The sequence below is a fragment of the Actinoplanes sp. NPDC019969 genome (assembly GCF_055562375.1).
This window is the reverse complement of sequence record NZ_JBVHFK010000021.1, coordinates 48,298-73,503: the sequence shown is the minus strand read 5'-3', so window position 1 is coordinate 73,503 and position 25,206 is coordinate 48,298. Positions and strand designations below refer to the sequence as shown.

Here is a 25,206-nt window from a genome sequence, read left to right as displayed (position 1 = left end):
TCAGTGGCGGAACTGGCCGACCAGCGCGGTGAGCTCGCCGGACAGGCGGGTCAGGTCGGCGGCGGCCTGCTGGGTGGTGTTCGCGCCCGCGGCGGTCGCGCCGGCCACCGCCGCGACACCGGAGACGGTGACGGCGACGTCACCGCTGTTGGCGGCGGTGTCAGCGACCGACCGGCTCATCTCGGCGGTGGTGGCGGTCTGCTCCTCGACGGCCGAGGCGATCGTCGTGGTGTAGTCGCTGATCTGCTGGATGACGCCGGTGATCTCGCCGATCGCCTCGGCCGCGCTGCCGCTGGACGCCTGGATCGCCTCGATCCGGCTGGTGATCTCGTCGGTGGCCTTGGCGGTCTGCTGGGCGAGTTCCTTGACCTCGCCGGCCACCACGGCGAAGCCCTTGCCGAGTTCCCCGGCGCGGGCCGCCTCGATGGTGGCGTTCAGGGCGAGCAGGTTGGTCTGCTCGGCGATGCTGGTGATCAGCTTGACCACGTCGCCGATCTCCGCGCTGGCCGCGCCGAGCTGGGCCACCTGGTCGGTGGTGCGGCGGGCGACGGCCATCGCCTGCTGGGCGACCTGCGCGGCCTGGCCGGCGCTGCTGGCGATCTCGGTGATCGACGCGCTCATCTGCTCGGCGCCGGCGGCGATCGACTGCACACCGGCGTTGACCTGCTCGGATCCGTGCGAGGCGGTGCCGGCCTTGGCGGCGGCGTCGGCCGCGCCGGCCTGGAGGTCGGCGCTGACGGTGGTGAGTTCGCGGGAGGCGCCGGCCAGTTCGACGGCGGAGCCGCCGATGGTGGTGACGGTCCGGCGCAGGCTGGCGATCGCGGTGTCCAGCGCGCGGCCCATCCGGCCGGGTTCGTCGCTGCTGGTCAGGCCGGTGGTGTGGGTGAGGTCGCCGGCGGCGAGGCTCTCGCAGACGCCGGTGACGCGGTGCAGCGAGCGGACGATGCCGCGGGCCATGAAGACGGCCAGCCCCAGCGCCAGCAGCAGGCCGAGCACCAGGATCACCAGGATCAGGATCCGGTTGCCGCTGTAGTCGTCGGCGGTGGCGGCCGCGGTGGCCGCGGCGTCAGCCGATTCGATGGCGGTCATGTCGGCGATGTCCTGCATCGCCTCGCTCATCAGCGGGGAGATCTCGGCGTCCCGGATCTTCTGCCAGCCGGTGACGTCGTCACGCTGGCTGGCCGGGATCAGCTTCTCCCGGGCGGTCTTCTCCAGTTGCATGAAGTCGGCGTACAGCTCGTCGATCGCGGCGGACTCGACGGCGGGGTCGCTGGCGCGGTAGGCCGCGAACGCCGCCTCCGCCTGCTCCTGGTCGCCGGCCAGCGCGGTCAGATACTTCGCCTGGGTGGCGTCGTCGCGGGACAGCGCGTGGTTGGTGATGGTCAGCCGGGTCTGCAGCACCGACGCCTTCAGGTCGCCGAGCGCGGCCACGCTGGCCAGGTTGCCGTTGTAGATCTTCCGGGCGCCGTCGTCGGCCCGGCTCAGCGCGGTCAGCCCGAGCACGCCGACAACCACCGCCACCAGCGCGGCCACCGCGACGGCGCTGAGGAATTTCACGTTGACGCTCAGGCCGGCGAACCAGCCACCGTTCCCCGACTCGGCGTTCACCTAAGAAAGATCGGCCGGGCGGCTCTGTCCCTGAGCGGCCAGCCAGCGCAATTGACGGCGTACGTGGTACGCCTCGCCGTGCTCGTGCCCGTTGAACCGGTACTCGTGCTTCACCCGCGGCGGCCGGGCCGGGGCGGCGGCGCCGTACTCCTCGTATGCGGTCCGGCCGGTGACCGGCGGGCAGACGGTGTCGCGCAGTCCTATCCCGAAGTGGCCGGGCGCGGTGGCCCGGCGCGCGAAGCTCACCCCGTCGACGTACGACAGCGTGCGCCGGACCGTGTCCTCCGCGTCCCGGTGCACGGCCAGGTAGGCGGCGATCTCGGAGTACGGCGGGCCGCCGGCGAGGTCGACGCCGCGCTCGATGTCGCACAGGAACGGCGCGGACACCAGCGCGGCAACCAGATCCGGGATCAGCCCGGCGGCGGCGAGCGCGAGGAGCCCGCCCTGGCTGTTGCCGACCACGGCGACCCGGGCCGGATCGGCGCCGGGCAGCTCACGGATCGCGGCGACGGCCCGGACGGCGTCGGTGATCAGGCGCCGGTAGTAGTAGTCGTCCGGCGAGAGGATCCCCCGGGTGACCGGGCCCGGACCGCCCAGCGCGACCCCGCCCGGATCCGGGGTGTCCCCGCCGGAACCGTATTGATCGCCCTGGCCACGGTTGTCCATGAGCAGGTGGGCGTACCCGGCGGCCGGCCAGGTCAGGCGCTCCTGCGGCAGGCCGCGGCCGCGGCCGTACCCGGCGTACTCCACGATCGCCGGCAGCGGCCCGGGGCACCCTGCGGGCCGGGTGTACCAGGCGCGGACCGGATGGCCGCCGAACCCCGCGAACGTGACGTCCCAGCAGTCCAGCAGGGCCAGGTCGTTCGGCACGGGCCGGACGTCGAGCAGCACCGGGCCGTCGGGCGCGGCGAGCGTGGCCGCCCAGAAGGCGTCGAAGTCAGCGGGTTCCATCGCGGGGCTCCCAGCGCGCGGTGCTCTCCCGGACGACGAGTTCGGTGACGAGATCGATCCGGGTCATCGGTACGGGCACCCCGCGCGCCAGATCCAGCAGCATCCGCGTGGCAGTGCCCGCCATGTCCTGGACGTGCTGGTCGACGGTGGTCAGCGGGGTCGCCGACCACTCGGCCATCTCCACGTTGTCGTACCCGACGACCGACAGATCGGCCGGCACCCGCAGCCCGAGTCTCCGGGCCGCCCGGATCACGCCCAGCGCCTGCATGTCCGAACCGGCGAAGACCGCCGTCGGCCGGTCCGGGCCGTCCAGCAGGTCGAGTCCGTGCTGGTAGCCGGTCTCGCCGGTGAAATGGCCGTAACGGATCAGGTCCGGCTCGGCCGGCAGGCCCGCCTCGTCGAGCGCCGACCGGTAACCGGCGACGCGGGCCCGGCTGCACAGCACGTCGGCCGGGCCGGAGATCACCGCGATCCGGCGGTGGCCGAGGTCGAGCAGGTGCCGGGTGGCGAGCAGGCCGCCGTTGAAGTTGTTGGAGCCGACGGTCGGCACCGAGGACTCGGTCGCGCTGTCGGTGTCGAGCACGACGAACGGGATCCGCTGCCGGTGCAGTTGCCGGCGCTGGGACTCGGTGGGATGGCAGAGCACCAGCAGCACACCGAGCGGGTTGCGGGCGAGCACGTCGTCGGCCCAGTGCCGGGGTGGCCGGTGGCTGCCGTCGAGCTGGGAGATGACCAGCTCGACCCGGGCCGGTGAGGTGACCGCCTCGACGCCGCGCAGCACCTCCATCGCCCAGGCCGCGTCGAACTCGTGGAACACCAGGTCGATGTGGCCGGTGACGGCGGGCGGCCGGCGGGAGCGGCGGCGGTAGCCGTGCTCGGCGAGGCTGGCCTCGACCCGGGCACGGGTCTGCGCGGCCACGTCGGAGCGGCCGTTGAGCACCTTGGAGACGGTCGTGACCGACACGCCGACCTCGGTGGCGATGAGCGCGATGGTGGCGGGGTTTCCGGGCCTGTCGGAAGTCATCGAAACATCACGCGCCCCTGTCGGTAGTTGCGACCGGCTTTTCGTTCGATCAGTTCCGGACCATACCGCCCGGACATCGATGCAGTCCACTGTCGATCATCATGAGCTGAGCGCGATGAGGAGCCTTGACATGGATTCGTAACAGACTTACGTTCGCCGCCAGAGATACCGGTCCATCGATGAAACTTTCGGAAACTGGACGGTCGAGACATTCATGTTTGTCACGTTGAGCACAGAGGTGAAGGACGCCCCGGCCTCCGCGCCGCCGTTGCGGCGGAAGCGACGGCCGCTGCGCCGGGACTGGCAGCTGTACTCGCTGGCCGTACTCCCGCTGCTGTTCTTCCTGATCTTCAGGTATCTGCCGATGCTGGGGAACGTCATCGCGTTCCGGCGCTACCAGCCCGGCGGTGATCTCTTCGGCGAGCAGTGGGTCGGCCTGCGGTACTTCAGGATGTTCCTGGCCGACCCCACGTTCTGGCAGGTGTTCACCAACACGGCGGTGCTCGGCGCGCTGACCCTGCTGTTCTGCTTCCCGCTGCCGATCATCCTCGCGCTGCTGCTCAACGAGGTGCGCACCCGCTGGCTCAAGGGGTTCGTGCAGACCGTCTCGTACCTTCCGCACTTCCTGTCGATCGTGGTCGTCGCCGGCCTGATCCTGCAGACCGTCGCGGTGGACGGCGTGATCAACCAGGGCCTGCAGGCGCTCGGGCGGGACCCGGTCGCGTTCATCCAGGAGCCGGGCTGGTTCCGCACCATCTACGTGTCGTCGGAGGTGTGGCAGACCGTCGGCTGGGGCACGATCCTCTACCTCGCGGCGCTCACCACGATCGACACCGACCTGTACGACCAGGCGAAGGTCGACGGCGCGAACCGCTGGCGGCAGACCTGGCACGTGACGCTGCCCGGCATCGCACCCACCATGATCACGCTGCTGATCCTGAACATCGGCACCTTCCTGGCCGTCGGCTTCGAGAAGGTGCTGCTGCTCTACAACCCGCTCACCTTCGAGACCGCCGACGTCGTCTCCACCTACCTGTACCGGGTCGGCGTCGTCTCCGGCAGCTTCAGCTACGCCGCCGCGATCGGCCTGTTCGAGGCGCTGATCGGCCTGTTCCTGGTGCTCGGCGCGAACACCCTGTCCCGCCGCACGGTCGGGACGAGCCTGTGGTGACCGAGACCCGGAGTTACCGGGCGTTCCAGGTGGTCAACGCGGCGGTGCTGGCCGGCGTGGTGCTGGTGACCCTGTTCCCGTTCGTGAACATCGTCGCCCGGTCGTTCAGCGGGGAGCACGAGATCCGCTCCGGCCAGGTCGTGCTGTGGCCGAAGGGGTTCAACCTCACCACGTACCAGAAAGTGATGTCCGATCCGGTCTTCTGGACCAACTATCGCAACACCGTCGTCTACACGGTGGCGGCGACCGTCATCGCCCTCGTGCTGACCACCTGCTACGCCTACGTGCTGTCGAAACGCGAGCTGCGCGGCCGCAACGTGCTGGTCGGCATCGCGGTGTTCACGATGTTCTTCAACGGCGGCCTGATCCCCAACTACGTGCTGGTCAGCTCGCTCGGCCTGCGCAACACCCTGTGGGCGATCGTGCTGCCGAACGCGATCAGCGTCTTCAACCTGCTCGTCATGAAGGCGTTCTTCGAGAGCCTGCCCCCGGAACTCGAGGAGGCGGCGGCGGTCGACGGGTCCGGCACGTACGGCACGCTGCTGCGGATCGTGCTGCCGCTGTCCAAGGCGGTGCTCGCCACGATGCTGCTGTTCTACGCGGTGGCGTTCTGGAACTCGTGGTTCGCCGGCTTCCTCTACATGGACCGGCAGGAGCTGTTCCCGGTCACCGTCTATCTGCGGAACCTGATCGCCGGCGCGACCGGCGGCACCGACAACACCGCGACCAGCGAGGCCGCGCTGCAGATCGCGGCGAACATCCAGGCCGTCACGATCGTCCTGATCATGCTGCCGATCATGCTCGTCTACCCCTTCATCCAGCGATTCTTCGTCTCCGGCGTCATGCTCGGCGCCGTCAAAGGCTAGGAGCGAATCCCCATGAAGCTGACCAGACGTCACCTGCTGACCGCCGCCGGCGCCGCTGCCGTGGCCGGGCTCGCCGGGTGTGGCGACGACGCCGAGAACGGCAAGGAGGGCCTGGACGACAAGCGGGCCGGAGCGATGGAGGGGTACAAGGCCGGCGATCAGTTCACGGCCACCGAGCCGCTGAGCTTCTCGATCCTCATGCTCAGCAACCAGAACTATCCGTTCAAGGCGGACTGGCCGTTCTTCACCGAGCTGGCCAAGCGCACCAACGTCACCCTGCAGGGGACGGCGGTGCCGGGCAGCGACTACAACCAGAAACGCAGCGTCATGGTCAGTGCCGGGGACGCGCCGTTCATCATCCCGAAGACGTATCACCCCGATGAGGAGGCGTTCATCGCCGGCGGGGCGATCCTGCCGGTCAGCGACTACGCCGACCTGATGCCGAACTACACCGAGAAGATCGCCCGGTGGAACCTGCAGGCCAACCTGAACGGGTACAAGGCCGAGGACGGCAAGTACTACCTGCTGCCGGGGCTGCACGAGAACGCCTGGCAGGACTACACACTCGGGGTCCGTACCGATGTGATGGAGAAGCTGAAGCTGCCGGCGCCGCAGACCTGGGACGACGTGGCGGACGTGCTGCGCGAGATGAAGAAGGCGCACCCCGACCTGTACCCGCTGTCGGACCGGTGGAGCACTCCCCCGCAGCCCGGCGCGAACAACCTGCTCAACCTGCTCGGCGCCGCGTACGGCACGCACGCCGGCTGGGGCTGGACGCCGACCCACTGGAACGCTTCGGCGAGCCGGTTCGAGTTCTCCGGGGCGCAGCCGGAGTACCGGGCGATGCTGGAGTTCGTGCACAAGCTGGTCGCCGAAGGCCTGGTCGACCCGGAGAGCTTCACCCAGACCGACGACGTCGCCCGGCAGAAGTTCGCCAACGGCAAGTCGTTCGTCATCGGGGTGAACGCGCAGACCCTGGTCAACGAGCTGCGCAAGGACGTCGCGAAGATCCCCGGCGCGAAGGTGTCGAAGCTGATCCTGCCGACCGGCCCGGCCGGCGCGGTTCTGCCCGGCACGAGCCGCCTGGAGAACGGCATCATGATCTCCACGAAGGCGCGGGAGTCGAAGAACTTCGTGGCGATGATGCAGTTCATCGACTGGCTCTGGTACTCCGACGCGGGCCTGATGTTCAGCAAGTGGGGCATCGAGGGGCAGACCTACACCGGCAAGGTCGACGACGGCTCGTTCAAGCTCGACCCGGGCATCAAATGGGCCGGCATCAACCCGGACGCGCCCAAGGATCTGCAGGTCGACTACGGATTCTCCAACGGCGTGTTCGCGTACGGCGGCAGCACCGCAATGCTCAACTCCCAGTTCACCGACGAGGAGAAGGCGTTCCAGGCGGAGATGAACAAGCGCCAGGTCAGCCCGGTCGCGCCGCCCGCCCCGCTGTCGGCGGAGGAACGCGAGCAGGTCACCCTCTGGGATTCCGCGCTCAAGGACCACGTCTTCCAGAACACCCTCAAGTTCGCGCTCGGGCAGCGGCCGCTCAGCGAATGGGACGCCTACGTGAAGGAACTCGACGGCAAGAACGCGAAGCAGTACATCGACATCGTGAACAAGGCCTACGAGCGGTACAAGAAGGAGCACGGGTGAAAGCCTGGCGCGCCTGTGTCGGCACCGGCCGGATGGATCTGGCGCTGCGCCGCGACTATCAGGACTCGCTCGCGCTGGTGCAACGCGAGATCGGTTTCCGGCACCTTCGCGGGCACGGGCTGTTCAGCGACGGCATGGGCATCTTCCAGCCGTATTCGCACGCCGGGCAGGAGCGGGTGCGGCACTCGTTCACGTACCTGGATCAGGTCGTCGACGCCTACCTCGAAACCGGGATCCGCCCGTTCCTGGAACTGGGCTTCATGCCGTCGGCTCTCGCCTCCGGCGATCAGACGGTGTTCTGGTGGAAAGCGAACGTCACGCCCCCGCGTTCGCATGCGCAATGGGCGGATCTGGTCCGGGCCACCGTCCGCCACCTGATCGCCAGGTACGGCATCGACGAGGTCCGGCAATGGCCGATCGAGGTGTGGAACGAACCGAACCTGACCGATTTCTGGAAGGACGCGGACGCCGACGCCTATCACCGGCTCTACCAGGTGACCGCCACGACGATCAAGGAGGTGGACGCGGAACTGCAGGTCGGCGGCCCGGCCATCTCCCCCGGCTCGGACAAGTGGCTGGAGACGTTCGCCGACTTCGTCATCGCGGGCGACGTGCCGATCGATTTCGTGAGCCGGCACGCGTACACCTCCGGACCCTCCGAACATGTGCCGTTCGGGGTGTTCCAATCGCTCGCGCCCGCGTCACATCTGCTGGAGCAGTTCGCCCTTCCGCGCCGGCAACTGGCCGGGACGCCGCTGGCCGGGCTACCGGTGCACATCACCGAATTCAACTCGTCCTACCGGCCGGACAACCCGATTCACGACACCGCTTTCCACGCCGCCTATCTGGCGCCGGTCGTCGCGTTCGGTGGCGACCACGCCGACTCGTTCTCCTACTGGACGTTCAGCGACATGTTCGAGGAGCAGGGTGTGCCCACCACGCTGTTCCACGGCGGTTTCGGTCTGCTGACCCATCGCCAGATCAAGAAGCCGACCTTCCATCTGTACGCCTTCGCCGCCCGCCTCGGCGATCAGGTGCTCGCCCGCGCCGACGATCACGTGATCACCACCACCGGCGCCGGCCGGGTCGCCGTGCTCGCCTGGGCGCCGGTCGACCACACCGGCGCCGAACCCGGCCCGCACACCCACAACCTGCGGCTGTCGATCCCGATGGCCGGCGACGCGGCGTTCCTGATGCGGTCCACCGTCGACGAGGACCACGGCAACGCGTGGACGGCGTGGCGGGAGATGGGCCGGCCCGCGTCGCCGCTGCCCCGTCAGCTCGACCTGCTGCGTGAGGCCGCCGAACCGGCCCGCACCCACCGCCGCCTGCCCGTCGTGGACGGCCACGTGGAGATCGAGATCGCGCTGACCCGGCACGAGGTGACGCTGCTGGAGATCAGCCCGGTGGTCGACGAGACGCCGCCGTGGTGGGACGACGCCCGGCTGCTCGGCGGGCAGCCGTGACGGCGGCGGTCGGCGAACGGTTCGGGACCGGGCTGCTGTCACAGGTCGCAGCGTTCGTCCACCACCTGCTCGTCGTCGAACTGCTGCTGGTGGTCACGACCGGGCCGGGACTGGCCGTGCTGACGCTGCTCGACCGGGATCCGTCGAACCTGCCGGTGGCCGTGGTGTGCCTGCTGCCGGTGGGGCCCGCCGTGTCGGCGGCGATCTACGCGCTGCGTCACCGGAAGCTCGACCTCACGGATCTGCGGCCGGCGGCGCTGTTCGCCCGGGGGCTGCGGCTCAACGCGCGGCAGGCGGCAGCGGTCTGGGCGATCTGGCTGGTGGTGGTCGCCGTCCAGGTCGGCGCCGGCGGGTCGGTGCTGGTGCTCGGCGGGATCGCGACACTGTGGGTGATGAACGCGCTGGTGATCACGTCGCTGTTCGCGTTCCGTACCCGGGACGTCGCGCGGCTGGCCGCGCACCTCCTGATCGCGAAACCCTCGGTGACCGTTGCGAACCTGTGCCTTCTCGTCGTCGCGGCAGGTGGTGTCTGGTTCTGGTCGGAGGCGGCGCTCGTGCTGGGCGGGTCGCTGCTGGCGCTGGGGCTGCTGAGCAACAGTCGCGCGCTGATCGCCCTGGTCCGTGAGGAGTTCACCCGGTGAAGATCCCGTTCGGTGGCGATTACAACCCGGAGCAGTGGCCGGCCGACGTATGGGACGACGACTACCGTCTGTTCGCCGCGGCACACATCGACACCCTTACCGTCGGTGTGTTCACGTGGGCCCAGACGCAGCCGTCATCGGACGTCTACGATTTCTCGGTTCTGGACGCCATCGTCTCGCGGGCGGCCGATGAAGGCCGGCAGATCTGTCTCGCGACCGGGACCGGGGCCCTTCCGCCGTGGCTCGCGAAAGCGCACCCCGAGGTGACGCGGACCGATTTCGAAGGGCGCAAGCACCGGTACGGCCAGCGGCACAACGCCTGCCCCAGTTCGCCGATGTTCCGGCGGCTCTCGGCGGCGATCGCCGGGAAGATCGCCGAGAGGTACGCGGGAGATCCGGCGATCGTCGCGTGGCACGTCGGGAACGAGTACGGCGGGGCCTGTTACTGCGAGTTGTGCGCGGCAGCCTTCCGGGAGTGGCTTCGCCGTCGTTACACCTCCCTGGAAAGGCTGAACGAGGCCTGGTACACCACCTTCTGGTCGCACACGTTCCGTGACTGGGAGGAGATCGAGCCGCCGAACGCGCTGACCGAGCACTGGCGCGGGCCCGACCACACCGCCTTCCAGGGCATCACCCTCGACTACCTGCGGTTCATGTCGGACGCGATGCTCGCCGGCTTCCGCGACGAGAAGGCAGCGATCCGCGCCGTCGACCCGCACACCCCGGTGACCACCAACTTCATGGGCCTGTACCGGCCGATCGACTACCATCGGTGGGCCGCCGACCTGGACTTCGTGTCCTGGGACAACTACCCGCCCGACGACCGGTCCGCGGCCCGGATGGCGCTCGCCCACGACCTGATGCGCGGGCTCAAGGACGGGCAGCCGTTCTGGCTCATGGAACAGACGCCGAGCGTGACCGCGTGCCGGGACGTCAACCCGCTGAAACGGCCCGGGGTGATGCGGCTGTGGAGCTGGCAGGCGGTCGCGCACGGCGCCGACGCGGTGCTGTTCTTCCAGATGCGGGCCGGTCGCGGGGCCAGCGAGAAGTACCACGGCGCGGTCATCGGGCACGCCGGCCGCTCCGACACGCGGGTCTTCCGGGAGGTGGCCGCGCTCGGCGCCGAACTCGACGCGATCGGTCCGGTGACGCTCGGTGGCCGTACCCCCGCAAGGGTCGCTCTGCTCTTCGACTGGGACAGCTGGTGGGCCCTGGAGATCTCCGACGGGCCGTCCCGGCTGGTCCGCTACCTCGACGTGGTGCGGGCCTACCATCAGGCGCTGTGGTCGCTCGGCGCCGACCTCGACGTGATCCCGGTGACCGCCCCGCTCGACGCCTACGACGTGGTGGTCGCGCCCGCCCTGCACATGATCAAGGATGATCTGGCGGACCGGCTCTCCGCGGTCGCGGCCCGGGGCGGCTCGGTGGTCACCACGTTCCTGTCCGGCCGGGTCGACGAGAACGACAACGCTTTCCTGACCGACGTGCCGGGACCTTTGAAAACCCTGCTGGGGGTACGGGTCGACGAATGGGACGCCCGGGAACCCGGCTTCGTCAACCCGGTCAAGCTCGGCAGCGCCTCGTACCCCGCGCGTCTGCTGTTCGAGCTGGTCATCCCGGAAGGCGCCGAGGTGATCGGCAGTTACGAGGTGGACTTCTACGCCGGGACCGCCGCCGTCACCCGCAACTCCTACGGCTCCGGCCACGCCTGGTACGTCGGGGCCGCCCTGAACCAGGTCGGCGTCACCCGGATCGTCCGCCAGGTCCTCGAACACCATGAGCTGCTCGGGCCGTACCCCGACATCGTCGACGTGGAGACCGCCACCCGGACCACCCCCGACGGCACCCGCCTGCTGTTCGTGCTCAACCACCGCGCCGAAGCGGTCGCCCTGCCCGCCCGGTGCACCGGCATCGACCTGCTCTCCGGCGATCTCCTCGAACCCGGCCGCACGATGACGCTGCCCCCGTACGGCGTGATGCTCGTCCGCCTCTCACCCCACACGCCCGACAGCGGCCCAGGCTGACGCCGTGACGTCGAACGGCTCCTCCCGCCGCAGCAGCGCCGCGCACCGGTCCCGCAGCTCGGCCCGGCGATCGGCGCCGAGCCCGCCGACGTACTTCCCGGCCGGGCCGACACCGAGCGTGAACGGCTCCCACCAGTCGCCGAACCCCGGGAACCGGGCCCCCACCGTCAGCAGCGACGACGTGATGTCCCGCAGCCCAGCGGCGGCGAAAAGCTCGGCGAGATGACCCTCGCGGGCGCCCGGCATCGCCGCCTCGCCCGGGGCATCCGGATCGAGCTCCCGCGCGGCCTGCCAGAAGACGGTCACCGGGCCACGGCCGCCGTGGTCCCACACGCAGGCCGCCACCACCCCGCCGGGCCGGGTGACCCGGGCCATCTCCCGCAGGCCCGCCACCGGATCGTCCATGAAGTGCACGACGAGCTGGGCCAGCGCGACGTCGAAGGAGTCATCCGGGAACGGCAGCGCCTCCGCCGGAGCCAACCGCACATCGACCGCCGGGAACCGCTCCCGCGCCGCCGCGACGAACGACCGCGACGTGTCCACCGCCGACACCGCCTCCGCGCCCAGCACCCGCGCCAGCGTCGCCGTCAACGCGCCCGGCCCGCAGCCGACATCCAGCGCGCGAGCGCCCGGCGCCACCCCGGCAAGGTCGGCGAAAGGGACGCCCAGCGGTTCGGACCAGCGGCCCATGAACCTGCCGTACGCCTCCGCCGACACCTCGAAACTCACTCGCCCAGCGTAGACCGGTTTCAATAGACTGCCGCCCGCAAACCGGAAGGAGTGGGGAATGCTTCTCACCATGGTCACGGTCGCTCACTCGTCCGAGGAGCAGGCCGCGTAACACGCCGCCCGGCCGGCTCCTCGCCAACTCTCGTCTTCCTGGCTCGAGGAGCTTCTTTTGCGTGCCCTTCTCTCCGCGCGAATCGGCGCGGACTTCAACCGTCTCTGGACCGCGTCCGCGATCTCGAACATCGGTGACGGTGTCACCATGGCCGCCGGTCCGCTGCTGGTCGCCTCGATCAGCGACAACCCGTCCCTGATCGCCGGAGCCGTCTTCGCCCAGCAACTGCCGTGCCTGCTGATCGGCCTGGTCAGTGGGGCGTGGGTGGACCGGCTCGACCGGCGTACCACGGTCGTGGTGGTCAACCTGCTGCGCGCCGCCGCCCTGGCCGGGCTGACCGCCACCATCGCCGCCGGCACCGTCACCATCCCGATCGTCTACCTGGTGCTGTTCCTGCTCGGGGCCGGCGAGACGCTCGCCGACAACGCGATGGGCGCGATGATCCCCGCAGTGGTCGCGCCCGAACATCTGGCCGGCGCCAACGCCCGGCTGGCCGCCACGTTCAGCATCGGCAACCAGCTCGCCGCGAAACCGCTCGGCACGTGGCTGTTCGTCGTCTCCGCTGCCGTGCCGTTCGGGCTGGACGCGCTCACCTTCGCCGCGTCCGCCGCGCTGATCGCCGGCATCCGCCCGATCCCACCGTCCGGTGCGCACGAACGCACCTCGCTGCGCCGGGAGATCGGCGACGGCATCCGCTGGTTGTGGAACCACCGTCTGCTGCGGACCACGGCGATCACCATGGGGATCGGCAACATCGCGTTCTGCGCGGCGTTCGCCGTGTTCGTCCTCTACTGCCGGGAGCGGCTCGGACTGCACGAAGCCGGGTACGGGGTCCTGCTCACCGCCTTCGCCGCCGGCGGCCTGGCCGGGGCGGGAGTCGCGACCCGCCTGAGCCGCCGGTTCGGCAACCCCGCCCTGCTGCGCGCCGGGCTGCTCATCGAGGTCGGGGTCCATCTCGCCCTGGCCGTGACCACGTCACCGTGGGTGGCGGCCGCCGTCCTCATCGTCTTCAGCGTCCACGCCACGGTGTGGGGCGTGATCACCGCGACGATCGGCCAGCGTGCCGTCCCCGATCAGTTCCGCGGCCGGGTCTCCAGCGTCTACTTCCTGCTGCAGACCGGCGGGGCGGCGCTCGGCTCGCTGCTCGGCGGCGTCCTCGCGGGCATGTGGTCGATCACCACACCGTTCTGGATCGCCGCCGTCGCCATGGCGCTGCTCACGGTCGGTGCGTGGCGTCCACTCGGCGAAGCCCTCCTGCCGGCGGGAGGTGGTGGTTGATCCGGAACAGGGCGGCCGGGTCGTACTCCGCCTTCACCGCGGACAACCGCTGGTAGGCGGCCTCGCTGTAGGCCCGCCGGACCCGCTCCGGAGTGGAGTCGTGGTCGAAGAGGAAACCGGGAAGCACGGCGCCGGTGTCCCACGGGGCGAGCCGGTCCAGCGTCTCGTCGGCGACCCGGCGGGCGGCCTCCGCCCGGCCGGGCGCCGCGGGGCTGCGCAGCCACAGGTGGAAGGCGGCGCCCCGGGTGCTGACCGCGTGTGGCCGGGGTGGCTCCCGGTCGAGCGCTCCGCCGAGGTGGCGGATCTCCAGGCCGAGGTACGAACCGGCGGCCGGGGACGGCTCGATCATGGCGATCAGGGTCTTCACGGCGTCGTCGTCGAGGTCGTGCAGGAGGGCGCTGCGCAGGTGGGTGCTGACGGGGCCGTCGGGGTCCTTGTAGACGCCGGTGATCTCCCGGTACGGCATGACGCCGCCGGACTCCGACTCCGGCCCGAGAGCACGTAGCGGCTCGGTCCGCCGCCGGCCCTCGTCCGGGGTGCCGGGCCGATGCCCGCCCTCGTTCAGGCCGCCGGGCCGCTGCCCGCCCTCGTTCAGGCCGCCGGGCCGCTGCCCGCTCTCGTGCGGGGCGCCGGTCCAGATCGCCCGCACGAAGATCAGCGAGCGGCCGCGGAACTGGGCGGGCAACTGCGGGGCGTTCGGCACGCGCATCAGCGTCACCGACGACGACATCCCCTCCGGCTGCTGTCGCGCCCACGCGAGATAGCCACCGAGGACGCGCGTGCCCTGGCCGAAGTCCTCGACGGCGTAGGTCAGCTCGGTGCCGTAGACGGTGTGCAGCGGGAACAGGTCGATCTCGGCGGCGGTCACGACACCGAAGTTGCTCTTGCCGCCGCGCACCGCCCAGAACAGATCGGGTGAACGGTCCGGGCCGATGGTCCGGATCCGCCCGTCGGCCGTGACGATGTCCATGGAGCGGACGTGACCGGCGGCGAACCCGTACGCCCGCGCGGTCAGCGGCAGCCCGCCACCGGTGAGATAGCCCATCACGCCGACGTGACCGGACGAGCCGTTGAGCGGGGCGAGCCCGTGCTCCGCCGTCGCCGCGAGCACGTCCGCCCAGCGCAGGCCCGCTCCGATCCGGGCAGTTCGGGCGTCAGGGTCCACCGACAGCTCACGGAGACCGCCGGTGTGGATGAACATCGCCCCGTCCGCCGGGATCGACTTGCCGTGCCCGGTCGACTGAACCGCCACCGGCAGCCCGGCCGCAGCCGCATGCCGGACGGCGGCCGCGACGTCCTCGGCCATCGCGGCCGGAACGATCATCGCGGGCCGGTGCTCGACCGTCGCCAGCCAGCCGGCGTGCAGCTCCGCGAAGCCGTCGTCACCGGGATGCAGGGTCCTCATGCCACTTCTCCCTTTTATTGGCCCAACCAACGTTGGTGCGGCCAACAATACCCAGAATCGTGGGTACGTCCAACAAGTTGTTAGATTGCGCTGGTGAACCCCACCGACGGCCCGCCGCCTCCGCGGTTGCGCATGCTGCCGAGCCGGCTGACCAACCAGGCCGCCCTCACCGCCAACCGCATCGTCGACCGGGCCCTCGCCCGGGCCGGGGCACGCCGCTACCAGTACGCGGTACTCGCCACCCTCGAGGACTCCGGCCCCGCCAGCCAGGCCGATCTGGGCCGCCGGACCGGCATCGACCGCAGTGACATGGTCGCCACCCTCAACGAGCTGGCCGATCAGGGGCACGTCTCCCGTACCCCCGACCCGTCCGATCGCCGCCGCAACATCGTCACCGTCACCGACACCGGCCGCGACCACCTGGACCGGCTCGACGCGCTGCTCGCTGAAGCCCAGGACGAGTTCCTCGCCCCACTCCCCGAGCCCGACCGCCGCCACCTGGTCGGCCTGCTCACCCGCCTCGCCGACCACCACGGCGACCGCGTCTTCCACACCGAGTCCTGACTTCCCCCGGCCAGTCGTCAGGCTCCTCCCCTGCCGACTCTCAGGTCCCTCGCCGACCGCCGCTCGCCAGGCTCCTCCCCGGCTGGTTGTCAGGGCGGTCTCCGGGCGATGGAGACAGCACCCACGACCGGCCGGGGTCCTCAGGCGGGGCTGGCGGATCCGGCCTTGATGGACTCGTAGAGGGCCGTCCAGCCGGCCTTTCCATGACCGGCGGCGATCGTACGGTCGTAGTGCGATCTCACCGCCCTCGGCAGCGTGGCGTCGATGCCCGCCGCCTCGCTGGCCCGCACGATGTGGTCGGCGGTCGCGCCCATCATCAGGGCCGTGCTGAGGTCGCCGGGGTGGTCGCCGTCGGTCAGCTGCCGGGCCAGCTCAGGACCGTTTTCGATCATCGCGGGGATGCCGGTGAGCATCTCCAGCGCGCCCGGCATGAAGTCGCCCGCCGGCACGCCGGAGGCCGTGACCAGGGCCGTGGCCTGCAGCAGAGCCGACAACCCGGTCAGGAACACGGTCAGGTGCCGGCCATCGCGCGGCCCATCGGGCCGAGACCGATCACGGTCAGGGGCTCGGGGGTACGGGTCATCGGCTGTTCCTCAGTTCCTCGAAGATGCGGGCGGTGCCGTGGTCGCCGAAACCGGCGCTGATCTGGCGGCGCACGAGCGCCTGGACCGGGGCGAGGACCTCGGTGGAGATCCGCTCGTCGGCGGCGGCCTCGATCAGGGCGGCCAGCGCGGTGCCGGTGAACCGCAGGCTCTGCTGGCCGGCGCCGAGGTAGTCGGTGGCGTCGATGGTGGCGGCGTAACCGGCGAGCTGGCCGCTCATGGCGGCCAGGAACGGGCCCTGACGCCGGGCGAACCCGGCCGCCGGAATGCCGGCGGTGGCGACCATGGCGGCGCCCTGGAGGAAACCGCCGAGCATCGTGTACATGCCGGTGAGCATGGCCATGTCCCACAGCGACGCCAGGCCGGGATCGGCGCCGGCGAACTCGCTGGCCCCCCATCGGTCCAGCAGCTCACGGTGCTTGCCGAAGACGAGCGCCGAGCCACTGTAGAAGATCGCCGCGCCGGGTTCGCCGATCATCTCGGGTACGGCCAGGATCGCGCCGTCGAGATAGGCGATGTCGTGGGCGGCGGCCCAGGCGGCCAGTTCCCGGGACTGGTTCGGGGTCGTGGTGGTCAGGTTGAGCACGGTGCGCCCGGCGAGATCACCGGCGAGGGGATCGAGCACCTTGTGCACCGAGCCGTGGTCGAACAGGCAGGTCACGATCACGTCGCCGGAGGTGACAGCGTCGCGGGGGTGTACTGCGGCTGTCACACCGGACATCCGGGTGAGGGCGTGCGCCCGCTCCGGGCTGCGGTTCCACACGACGGCGGATCCACCGTCACGGACGGTCGCGGCGATCAGGGCGCGGCCCATCGCCCCCGTACCGAGAAAGGTTGTCATGTCTTGTCCCTCGTGCTTTTCGAATGTGCCGCCGCCAATGCTTCGCGGATACAGTCATTCGGACAAGTACGCACTTATTCGTTCAGTACTTACCTTTTGGTGAGCATGACGACGGGAAGCCCGATGACGTCGAAAGCGCGATCCGGCCCGTACATCTGCGGTATCGACGCCGCAATGGACGTGGTTTCCGGCAAATGGAAGTCGCTGATCCTGTGGGAACTGCACGCCCACGGGCCCCGGCGTTTCGGCGAGCTGCGGCGGGGATTGCCCGGGGTCAGCGAGAAGATGCTGATCCAGCAGTTGCGCGAGATGGAACAGGACGGGCTGGTCGACCGGGAGATCTTCCGGGAGGTGCCGCCCCGCGTCGAGTACTCGCTGACCGAGCACGGCCGCACCCTCAACGAGGCGCTCCGCCCCCTGGGCGCCTGGGGCACCCAGCGCCGCGAGCGTCTCGCCCAGCTGCAACCCGCCGACCCCGCATAGCCGTTCCCCCAGCCAGCCGTCGCCCAAGCGCCCTACCGGACGCCGTTAGCCAGCCGGAACGACGGCCGACGGGCAACGCCGCCTGCCGGCCGTCGCCCACGCGCCCTACCGGGCGCGGATAGGCGGTCGGGCGACGGCAGGCGGACAGGGGTCAGTGGATGGGGCGGTGGTGGGCGTCGGGGATTCCGGATTTGCGGAAGAAGTAGGTGTTCAGCTGGTCGCGCCATTCCTCGGCGCTGCGGAGCTGTTCGTCGAGGAGGGCGGTGATCCGGGCGTACACCGCAGGGGTGAAGAGGTCTTCGGACTTCTGGAAGCGGTGGCGCATCCCGGCGACACGGGCGGCGCCGGCGAAATGGGTGTCGTAGATGTGCTGGATCACGGTGACGCCGCTGTGCAGGACGTGGGTGTAGGGGACGTGGTGGAAGAAGAGGAGCAGTTCGTCGGGGCAGGTGTCGCGGGACTCGTAGAGGTCGGCCAGAGGTGACGGGTATTGGGCGGTGAAGCCGGTTCCGGTGGCCCGGGTGCGGTCGACGCCGACGCCGTCGCGGTCGGCGAAGTGGTAGGTGCCCCAGGGGGTGTACTCGTAGCCGTCGACGTCGGGGCCGTAGTGATCGCCGGGGCGGACCATGAAACCGACGCCGAGGGGGGCGGTGTACTGCTCGTAGGTTCGCCAGGAGTCGTCCATCAGGTCGTGCAGGACGTCGCGGGCCCCGGGGAACGTCAGGGTGATCCACTCGTCGAGGACGGCGATCGGGTCGAGGGTGGGGTCCCAGGCGAGACGGCCGAGGGCGTAGAGGTTGGCCTGGGCCAGCGGGTGCCCGGTCCAGAAGGGGTCGTCGCCGGCGTTGGAGACGGCGGCCAGCGCCCGCACCCGCACGGATCGGAGGACCTCCGACCACATCGGGGGCAGGTAGCAGACGTGTTTCTGCTGGCCGGTGTACTCCTGGGTGACCTGCAACTCGACGGCCAGGCCGGTGTGGGGCATCGACAGCAGGACCGGGGAGATCGGCTCGCGGGTCTGGAAGTCGATCGGTCCGTGTTTGACCTGGAGAATGACGTTGTCGTGGAACGCGCCGTCGAGCGGGACGAAGTGGTCGTGGGCGGCGCGGGCCCGGTCGGTGGTGCGGTCGCGCCAGTCCTGGCGGTGGTTGTAGACGAAGGCGCGCCAGCGGACCACGGCGCCGAACGGGGCGAGGGCCTCGGCGAGCATGTTCGCGCCGTCGGCGTGGGTGCGGTGGTACGTGTGCGGGCCGGGCTGGCCTTCGGAGTCGGCTTTGACCAGGTAGCCGCCGAAGTCCGGGACGGTCTCGGCCATCCGGGCGGTGGTGTGCGACCACCAGGCGCGGACGCGATCGTCCAGGGGGTCGGCGGTGGGAAGGTCGCCGAGGATCACCGGGGCGGCGAAGTTGATCGAGAGGTGGACGCGGATGCCGTACCGCCGGAACTCGGCAGCGAGAGCGGCGACCTCGTGGCGCCGGTCGGTGAGCAGCCGGGTCTCCGTCGCGTGGACGTTGACGTTGTTGATCGTGACCGCGTTGACGCCGGTGGCGGCGAGCAGGCGCGCGTAGTCGCGGACGCGGGACAGATCGTCCCGCAACCGTCCGTCACCCCAGAAGAGGGATCCACCGGCATAGCCGCGTTCCACCTGGCCCATCACCGGGTGCACGTCGACGTTGTCCCAGTGGTCGAGGACCCGCAGCCGGAGCGCCGGGCCGTGACGGCCGGACGGGACGTCGCGGGCCAGCGCGAACCAGCCGTGGAGCAGCCCGGACGGGCCGTCGGCGCGAACGATCACGGTGTCGTCGTGGCGGTCCACCGAGAAGCCCTCGGACGGCGAGTCGCCGGCGGTGAGGACGAGATCGGCGGGGTCGCCCGGAGCGGTCACGATCCCGCCCGCGCGGGTGACCTCGTCACGGACGGTATCGACCAGGAGGCCGTCGCCCTCGACGGCGACGCGACGGCCGGCGATCGCGCGGAACGCCCCGGCGGGCAGCCAGGCGGAATGGACGGGCTGCTCGGTCAAGGTCGGCTCCACGGGGACGACGGCATCGAGAAAGAACGATATCGGAAGGTGGGCGCCCCGCCGGACAGGACGCGTCCGGCGGGGCGCGATTTCAGGCGGGAAGCAAGGCCGCGGTGTCGCGGACCGTGACGGCTGGGAGGGTGAAGGTGAACCGTGACCCGCCGCCGGGGTTGTCGGCGGCGCTGATCACCCCGCCGTGCCGTTCCACGATCCGCTTGCAGATGGCCAGGCCCAGGCCCGTCCCGGCGTACCCGGAGTCACGGTGGGCGCGGTGGAAGTTCCCGAAGATCGCATCGTGCTGACCGGCCGGGATGCCGATGCCGTTGTCGCTGAGCGTGACCTCGACGGCGCCGTCGCGGAGTTCGCCGGCGATCGTCAGGCGCGGGACCACGCCGGGGGCGGTGTACTTGACGGCGTTGGCGATCAGGTTGTCCAGCAGCTGGCGGGTGAGGACCCGGTCGGCGTGCACCTCGGCGAGCGCGCCCACGGTGAACTCGGGAACCGGCGTGCCGGCGGCGACCGCGGCGTCGCAGCGGGCGGTGATGATGTCGCCGACCATCTCGGCCAGGTCGACCGGCGCCGCGGCGATCCCGGCGTCCCGGCTGGTGGCGTAGGCGAGCAGATCGTTGATGAGGCCCCGCATCCGGGCGGCGGCCCGGGTGACCCGGCACAGCCCGTCGCGGGCCATGTCGATCCGCGGCGGCTCGGTCTCGAGGAGGTCGGCGACGGTGTCGGTCCAGCCCTCCACGGTGGTGAGCGGGTTGAGCAGGTCGTGGGCGACGACACCGGCGAATCCGGCGAGCTCGTCGCGGTGCCGGCGCTCGGCGGTGACGTCGTGGAAGACGATCACCGCGACGTTGCCGCCGGGCCGGACCACGCCGGTCGCGGTGACGCTGATGATCCGGCCGTCCGGGACGCCGGGGTTGCGGACGACGAGATCCATCTGCTCGATGTCCTCACCGGCCATCACCCGGGCGTACGGCAGCTCCTCGTCGGCGACCGGGCGGCCGTCGAGGTGGAACAGGCCGTAGTGGGCGGCGCCGGCGACCACGTCCCCGGGGCTGATCCGGCCGCCGAGCAGGTTCGCGGCGACCGGGTTGCGCAGCAGCACCCGCCCGTTCGCGTCGATCACCGACAGGCCGTCGCCCATCGCGTCGATGATCGTGGTCACCAGGTCGGCGTGCTGGGCGGCCTGCTCCTTCTCGGTCGCGAGCCGGGCCTTCTCGGCGGCGAGCTCGGCCAGCAGCGCGTCGCGTTCGTCGCGGCCGAGCGCCACGGCGAGCCCGATCACCGCCACCGTCACCACGAACAGCTGGCACACCAGCGCCCGGCTCACGTCGTCGGCGATGGCGGCGAACATGCCGTCGCCGTGCCGCGTGAACGCCACGGCGGCGACCCCGGTCACGATGGCGTGCGTGATCGCCCACGGGATCGGCATCCGGACGGCGGCCCACACGGTCACGGCGATGAGCGGGAACGCGACCGGCAGCACGGTGTCGGCGACGAAGCAGACGTGGAAGGCGACGAGCGTCCCGGCGACCAGTCCGGCGGCCTCGGCGAGCCGGGGGGTTCGCCAGCTGACCCCCCGGTCCCGGTAGGCGGCCAGGTAGCGGCCGGACACGCCGATCAGCAGGATGCTCGCGGTGTTGCAGGCGGCCCAGGCCACCGCCGACCACCACGAGTACGGGCCGGCGAGCAGGCCGGCGCCGGCCGGGCCGATCGCCGCGCCGACCGTGGTGGCGGCGAGGACCGCGCCCAGCATCCGCCACAACTGGCGCGGGCTCCGCAGGGTTCCGGCGCCCCGGGACAGCCGGAGCAGGACCGCGATCTGGGCCAGGTTCGCGGCGACGAGCACGGCGGCGAGCGGCGCGCTCGCCCCGGTCGCCAGGTCGACCAGGAACGTGAGGAGGGCGAACAGGGCCAGCTCGGCCTTGAGCGCCCGGGACCGGCGCCGGGTGAGGAACCACAGCGCGGCCACGCCGGCGGCCGGCCACACCACGGCGATCTCGGTTCCGTCCAGGACGGTGAGCCGGCCCAGGATCATCGCGGTCACGTACAGGACCGCGAACACCGCGGTCACGACCGGGCTCCCGACTCCAGCAGCCGTACCGCCTGGCCGAGCCCGGCCACCGTGAACGGTTTGGCCAGGTGGACCGCGCCGGCGTCGCGGATCCGGTTGAGGTCGGTGGGCAGCCACAGGGCGGTCAGGAACAGCACGTCCAGGCGTGGCCGCAGCAGGCGCAACTCCCGCAGCAGTTCCAGGCCGTCCATGCCGGGCATGGCCACGTCCAGCACGGCCAGCTCCGGCATGCCGTGCTGCCGGACCGCGGCCAGGGCGGTCAGGCCGCTGTCCACCGCCAGCACGTCGTGCCCGTCGCGCCGTAGGTAGCGCACGACCAGGTCGCGTACGTCCGGTTCATCTTCGACCACCAGGACTTTCGCCACGTCGCCCCCTCATGTTGTGGCCCGTTCGTCGGCAGGGCATCCGACCACTTGAGGATTCGGAGAGTTGTTGATTGACTACCCAGAGCTACCCCGCATTGCAGCGAAATCGAAGTCCATGATTAGCTGATGCGCATGTCCCCGATCTCCCGTGCGGAAATCGTCGCGCTGCGCGCGAAATACCAGGCCGAGAAGGACCGGCGGATCCGTCCGGACGGCGGCGGGCAGTACCGGGGTACGACCGGCGAGTTCGGTTACTGGGCGAAGGACCCGTACACGCCGGTCAAGGACCGCGCACCGGCACGTGACCGGGTCGAGGCGACGGTGGTGGGCGGCGGGTTCGGGGGCCTGCTGACCGCCGCCAAGCTGCGCGACGCCGGCCTCGAGGACATCCGGATGATCGACGAGGCCGGTGACTTCGGCGGCACCTGGTACTGGAACCGGTACCCCGGCATCCACTGCGACATCGAGGCCACCATCTACATGCCGCTGCTGGAGGAGATCGGCTACGTGCCGCGGTGGCGGTACGCGCCCGGCGAGGAGATCCGGCGGCACGCCATGGCGATCGCCGGGCACCACGGCCTCTACGACCAGGCCCTGTTCCACACCAAGGCGGTGGATCTGACCTGGGACGACGAGGACGCCGAGTGGACCGTGACGACGGACCGCGGCGACGTGTTCCGGTCCCGCTACGTCGTGGTGTCGTCGGGTGTGCTGACCCAGCCGAAACTGCCGAACATCCCCGGCATCACCGGGTACCGGGGGCACACCTTCCACACCAGCCGCTGGGACCACGGCTACGACCTGGCCGGCAAGCGGGTCGGCGTGGTCGGCACCGGCGCCACCGGTGTCCAGGTCGTCCCCGAGATCGCCGAGGTGGCCGGTCACCTCCACGTCTTCCAGCGCACCCCCTCGACGGTCGACGTCCGCGACAACCGGCCGCTCTCCCTGGAGAACATGCAGCCCGGGTGGCAGCGGGAACGGATGGACAACTTCCTGACCATCGTCACCGGCGGGCACGCCGACGTGGACCTGATCGACGACCGGTGGACGAGCACGGCGCGACTGCAGAGGACCTTCCTGAGCGGTACGCGTGACGACCTCACCGACGAGGAACGGGAACTCGCCGACTTCGCCACGATGAACGAGATCCGTGCCCGGGTCGACGAGGTCGTCACCGATCCGGCGGTCGCCGAGCTGCTCAAACCGTGGTACCGCTACATGTGCAAGCGGCCCACCTTCAGCGACCACTACCTGCAGACGTTCAACCGGCCGAACGTCACCCTGGTCGACACCGCCGACCACGGCGGCATCACCGCGATGACCCCGGCCGGCGTCGTCGTCGGCGACCGGGAGTACGAGCTCGACTGCGTCATCTTCGCCACCGGTTTCGAGGTGGGCATCTCCGGCGTGCTGTCCGGCACCCTGAGCGTCACCGGCCGCGGCGGGAAGAACATCTTCGAGCACTGGGCGAACGGGTTCCGTACCCTGCACGGTTTCTACAGCCACGGCTTCCCGAACCTGTTCCACCTCGGCCCGATCCACAACGCGCGGGCCGTCAACTTCGTGCACATCCTCCAGGAGCAGGCCGTCCACATCGGCGCGCTGATCGCCACGAAGGCCCGCCGGATCGAACCGACCCGCGAGGCCGAGGACGCCTGGGCCGCCACGATCGACGCGAACGCGCACAGCAGCTACCGGTTCCAGTCCGAGTGCACCCCCGGGTACTACAACAACGAGGGCAGTCCGCTGGAGGTCACCATCGCGTACGACCCCGGCCCGATCGCCTTCCACGAACTCCTGCGCACCTGGCGCACCGACGGCAGCATGGACGGAGTCCTGTGGAACGAGTGACCGCACCCACCCCGCTTCGCGGTTCCAACGGCATCACCTTCGGCCCGGGCGGACGCCTCTACGTCGCCGAGTTCCTGCCCGGCCGGATCAGTTCGGTCGACGTCGCCACCGGCGAGGTGCAGACCGTGATCGCGCCGGACGGGCCGTTGCAGGCGCCGGACGATCTGGCCTTCGGCGCGGACGGGTCGATGTACATCACCGACCTGTCGCCCGGCCAGGTGTGGCGGCTCGGCCTGGACGGCGACCTCACCGTGCTGGCCGGCGATCTGGCGAACCCGAACGGCATCGCGGTCCTCGGCGACCGGGTCTTCGTCAACGAGATGACCTTCGGCGGCCGGCTGCTGGAGGTCACCGGCGGGGAGACGCGGGTGCTGACCGAGGGCCTGACGCTGGGCAACGCGATGCAGTTCGGCCCGGACGGTTACCTGTACTACCCGCACATGTTCCCCGGCGAGGTCTACCGGATCGCGCCCGACGGCGGCGCCCCGGAACTCGTCGCCGCCGACGTGCCGCAGACCGTGGCGGTCCGCCTGGACCGCGACGGCGTCCTCCACGTGCTCCTGATCGACGAGGCCGGCACCATCGTCCGCATCGAGGGCGGCGCGCGCACCACCATCGTCACCGGCATCCCCGGCCTGGACAACGCCGCCTTCGACGCGGACAACCGGATGTTCGTCTCCAGCTTCGCCACCGGCGGCATCACCGAGATCCTGCCCGGCGGCGGCGTTCGCGAGGTGGTCCCGCGCGGGCTGACCGGCCCGTTCGACGTCACCGTGGACACGTCGGGCGCGGTGGTCGTCGCCGACCACTACCGGATCGACGGGGCGCTGCGGCCGTTCGCCCACGCCGTCGCCGCCGACGGCGACACCCTCCACTTCACCTCCCAATACGGGCAGGCGGGGACGTTCGACCGGGCGTCGCGGTCAGCCCGCAACCGGGCCGAGAACCTGAATCAACCCCGGGGCTTGGCGGTACGGGGTGACGGCGCCCTGATCGTCGCCGAGGCGGGCACCGGCCGCGTCCTGGCGATCAGCCCCGCCGACGAGGTGTCGGTGCTGGCCGAGGGCCTGGGCCGGCCGGCCGGGATCGCGATCGACGCCGACGGCCGGGTGCACGTCACCGACGAGGAGCACGGCGCTGTCCACCGCCTGGACGACGGCAAGCCGGTGGCGCTGGCCGAGGGCCTGGACACCCCGCAGGGCCTGGTGTTCCACGGCGGCCGCCTGTTCGCCGCCGAGGCGGGCCGCCGCCGGATCGTCGAGGTCACCACCCCGGTCCGGGTCGTCGCGGAGGACCTGCCGATCCCGCTCCCCCGGCCGATCACCCCGAACCTGTTCGGCCACGGCCTGCCGGGCGTCCCGCAGCCGTTCGCCGGCCTCGCCGCCGGCCCGGACGGCGCCCTCTATCTGGCCGCCGCCGCCGAGGGCACGGTGGTCCGCATTCCCGTGTGACGCCGGTCGCTACGG

Annotated in this window: 21 protein-coding genes; 11 read left to right on the top strand and 10 right to left on the bottom strand. The window is 70.8% G+C overall.

What is annotated here, in order from left to right; translation table 11 throughout:
* From ACZ3II_RS40725 to ACZ3II_RS40715, 3 genes are read right to left on the bottom strand one after another with little or no spacing between them, the layout of a single operon-like run.
* Nucleotides 1-1,608 carry a methyl-accepting chemotaxis protein gene (locus ACZ3II_RS40725; protein WP_465525699.1) on the bottom strand — a complete coding sequence of 536 codons (1,608 nt, stop codon included), beginning with the start codon at nt 1,606-1,608 and terminating at the stop codon, nt 1-3.
* Nucleotides 1,609-2,559, bottom strand: a complete 951-nt coding sequence (locus tag ACZ3II_RS40720) for an acetylxylan esterase (RefSeq protein WP_465525697.1) — start codon at nt 2,557-2,559, stop codon at nt 1,609-1,611.
* Nucleotides 2,546-3,583 carry a LacI family DNA-binding transcriptional regulator gene (locus ACZ3II_RS40715; protein WP_465525695.1) on the bottom strand — a complete coding sequence of 346 codons (1,038 nt, stop codon included), beginning with the start codon at nt 3,581-3,583 and terminating at the stop codon, nt 2,546-2,548. The genes ACZ3II_RS40720 and ACZ3II_RS40715 overlap by 14 nt, the downstream gene beginning before the upstream one ends.
* 226 nt (nt 3,584-3,809) lie before the next feature.
* On the opposite strand from ACZ3II_RS40715, the gene ACZ3II_RS40710 reads away from it, so the two are divergent.
* Genes ACZ3II_RS40710 through ACZ3II_RS40685 form a run of 6 tightly spaced genes read left to right on the top strand, consistent with a single transcriptional unit; the run spans nt 3,810 to nt 11,407 of the window.
* Nucleotides 3,810-4,754, top strand: a complete 945-nt coding sequence (locus tag ACZ3II_RS40710) for an ABC transporter permease (RefSeq protein WP_465525693.1) — start codon at nt 3,810-3,812, stop codon at nt 4,752-4,754.
* The gene (locus tag ACZ3II_RS40705) at nt 4,751-5,620 is read left to right on the top strand and encodes a carbohydrate ABC transporter permease (RefSeq protein WP_465525691.1); all 870 of its coding nucleotides are present in this window, start codon (nt 4,751-4,753) and stop codon (nt 5,618-5,620) included. Before ACZ3II_RS40710 ends, ACZ3II_RS40705 begins: the two co-directional genes overlap by 4 nt.
* A 12-nt stretch (nt 5,621-5,632) precedes the next feature.
* Complete coding sequence (locus ACZ3II_RS40700) at nt 5,633-7,276, top strand: ABC transporter substrate-binding protein (protein WP_465525689.1); 1,644 nt, start codon at nt 5,633-5,635, stop codon at nt 7,274-7,276.
* Nucleotides 7,273-8,742, top strand: coding sequence for a GH39 family glycosyl hydrolase (locus tag ACZ3II_RS40695; protein ID WP_465525687.1), 1,470 nt, complete (start codon nt 7,273-7,275; stop codon nt 8,740-8,742). Before ACZ3II_RS40700 ends, ACZ3II_RS40695 begins: the two co-directional genes overlap by 4 nt.
* A complete protein-coding gene (locus ACZ3II_RS40690; protein ID WP_465525685.1) occupies nt 8,739-9,383 on the top strand; it encodes a hypothetical protein in 645 nt (214 codons plus the stop codon). The genes ACZ3II_RS40695 and ACZ3II_RS40690 overlap by 4 nt, the downstream gene beginning before the upstream one ends.
* The gene (locus tag ACZ3II_RS40685; protein ID WP_465525683.1) at nt 9,380-11,407 is read left to right on the top strand and encodes a beta-galactosidase; all 2,028 of its coding nucleotides are present in this window, start codon (nt 9,380-9,382) and stop codon (nt 11,405-11,407) included. Before ACZ3II_RS40690 ends, ACZ3II_RS40685 begins: the two co-directional genes overlap by 4 nt.
* Here ACZ3II_RS40685 and ACZ3II_RS40680 read toward each other — a convergent pair.
* Nucleotides 11,375-12,136, bottom strand: coding sequence for a class I SAM-dependent methyltransferase (locus tag ACZ3II_RS40680; protein ID WP_465525679.1), 762 nt, complete (start codon nt 12,134-12,136; stop codon nt 11,375-11,377). The genes ACZ3II_RS40685 and ACZ3II_RS40680 overlap by 33 nt on opposite strands.
* Nucleotides 12,137-12,305: 169 nt before the next feature.
* Between ACZ3II_RS40680 and ACZ3II_RS40675 the strand changes: the two genes are divergently transcribed.
* The gene (locus ACZ3II_RS40675) at nt 12,306-13,526 is read left to right on the top strand and encodes an MFS transporter (RefSeq protein WP_465525675.1); all 1,221 of its coding nucleotides are present in this window, start codon (nt 12,306-12,308) and stop codon (nt 13,524-13,526) included.
* On the opposite strand, the gene ACZ3II_RS40670 is transcribed toward ACZ3II_RS40675, so the two are convergent.
* Entirely contained in the window at nt 13,465-14,931 is a 1,467-nt protein-coding gene (locus ACZ3II_RS40670) for an FAD-binding oxidoreductase (RefSeq protein ID WP_465525673.1), read from the bottom strand. The two genes, ACZ3II_RS40675 and ACZ3II_RS40670, sit on opposite strands and share 62 nt — an antisense overlap.
* A 93-nt stretch (nt 14,932-15,024) precedes the next feature.
* Here ACZ3II_RS40670 and ACZ3II_RS40665 point away from each other — a divergent pair, with 93 nt between their 5' ends.
* Nucleotides 15,025-15,495, top strand: a complete 471-nt coding sequence (locus ACZ3II_RS40665) for a MarR family winged helix-turn-helix transcriptional regulator (RefSeq protein ID WP_465525671.1) — start codon at nt 15,025-15,027, stop codon at nt 15,493-15,495.
* 140 nt (nt 15,496-15,635) lie between these two features.
* Here the strand turns inward: ACZ3II_RS40665 and ACZ3II_RS40660 are convergent, their stop codons facing one another.
* Entirely contained in the window at nt 15,636-16,004 is a 369-nt protein-coding gene (locus tag ACZ3II_RS40660) for an imine reductase family protein (RefSeq protein WP_465525669.1), read from the bottom strand.
* 70 nt (nt 16,005-16,074) lie between these two features.
* Entirely contained in the window at nt 16,075-16,938 is an 864-nt protein-coding gene (locus ACZ3II_RS40655) for an NAD(P)-dependent oxidoreductase (protein WP_465525667.1), read from the bottom strand.
* A gap of 174 nt (nt 16,939-17,112) precedes the next feature.
* On the opposite strand from ACZ3II_RS40655, the gene ACZ3II_RS40650 reads away from it, so the two are divergent.
* Nucleotides 17,113-17,421, top strand: a complete 309-nt coding sequence (locus tag ACZ3II_RS40650; protein WP_465525665.1) for a winged helix-turn-helix transcriptional regulator — start codon at nt 17,113-17,115, stop codon at nt 17,419-17,421.
* 151 nt (nt 17,422-17,572) lie between these two features.
* Here the strand turns inward: ACZ3II_RS40650 and ACZ3II_RS40645 are convergent, their stop codons facing one another.
* The 3 genes from ACZ3II_RS40645 to ACZ3II_RS40635 form a co-directional block, all read right to left on the bottom strand.
* The gene (locus tag ACZ3II_RS40645) at nt 17,573-19,444 is read right to left on the bottom strand and encodes an alpha-glucuronidase (protein WP_465525663.1); all 1,872 of its coding nucleotides are present in this window, start codon (nt 19,442-19,444) and stop codon (nt 17,573-17,575) included.
* A 91-nt stretch (nt 19,445-19,535) separates the two neighbouring features.
* Nucleotides 19,536-21,524 carry an ATP-binding protein gene (locus ACZ3II_RS40640; protein ID WP_465525661.1) on the bottom strand — a complete coding sequence of 663 codons (1,989 nt, stop codon included), beginning with the start codon at nt 21,522-21,524 and terminating at the stop codon, nt 19,536-19,538.
* Nucleotides 21,521-21,889, bottom strand: a complete 369-nt coding sequence (locus ACZ3II_RS40635) for a response regulator (RefSeq protein WP_465525659.1) — start codon at nt 21,887-21,889, stop codon at nt 21,521-21,523. Before ACZ3II_RS40635 ends, ACZ3II_RS40640 begins: the two co-directional genes overlap by 4 nt.
* A gap of 126 nt (nt 21,890-22,015) precedes the next feature.
* On the opposite strand from ACZ3II_RS40635, the gene ACZ3II_RS40630 reads away from it, so the two are divergent.
* Both ACZ3II_RS40630 and ACZ3II_RS40625 read left to right on the top strand, forming a co-directional pair.
* Entirely contained in the window at nt 22,016-23,740 is a 1,725-nt protein-coding gene (locus ACZ3II_RS40630) for a flavin-containing monooxygenase (RefSeq protein ID WP_465525657.1), read from the top strand.
* Entirely contained in the window at nt 23,737-25,191 is a 1,455-nt protein-coding gene (locus ACZ3II_RS40625; protein WP_465525655.1) for a hypothetical protein, read from the top strand. The genes ACZ3II_RS40630 and ACZ3II_RS40625 overlap by 4 nt, the downstream gene beginning before the upstream one ends.
* The last annotated feature ends 15 nt before the right edge of the window (nt 25,192-25,206 follow it).

Coding starts and splice junctions, on each gene's coding strand:
- ACZ3II_RS40715 (WP_465525695.1), bottom strand. CDS start 3,583: ATGACTTCCGACAGGCCCGGAAACCCCGCCACCATCGCGCTCATCGCC.
- ACZ3II_RS40720 (WP_465525697.1), bottom strand. CDS start 2,559: ATGGAACCCGCTGACTTCGACGCCTTCTGGGCGGCCACGCTCGCCGCG.
- ACZ3II_RS40650 (WP_465525665.1), top strand. CDS start 17,113: ATGGACGTGGTTTCCGGCAAATGGAAGTCGCTGATCCTGTGGGAACTG.
- ACZ3II_RS40630 (WP_465525657.1), top strand. CDS start 22,016: ATGCGCATGTCCCCGATCTCCCGTGCGGAAATCGTCGCGCTGCGCGCG.
- ACZ3II_RS40655 (WP_465525667.1), bottom strand. CDS start 16,938: ATGACAACCTTTCTCGGTACGGGGGCGATGGGCCGCGCCCTGATCGCC.
- ACZ3II_RS40670 (WP_465525673.1), bottom strand. CDS start 14,931: ATGAGGACCCTGCATCCCGGTGACGACGGCTTCGCGGAGCTGCACGCC.
- ACZ3II_RS40700 (WP_465525689.1), top strand. CDS start 5,633: ATGAAGCTGACCAGACGTCACCTGCTGACCGCCGCCGGCGCCGCTGCC.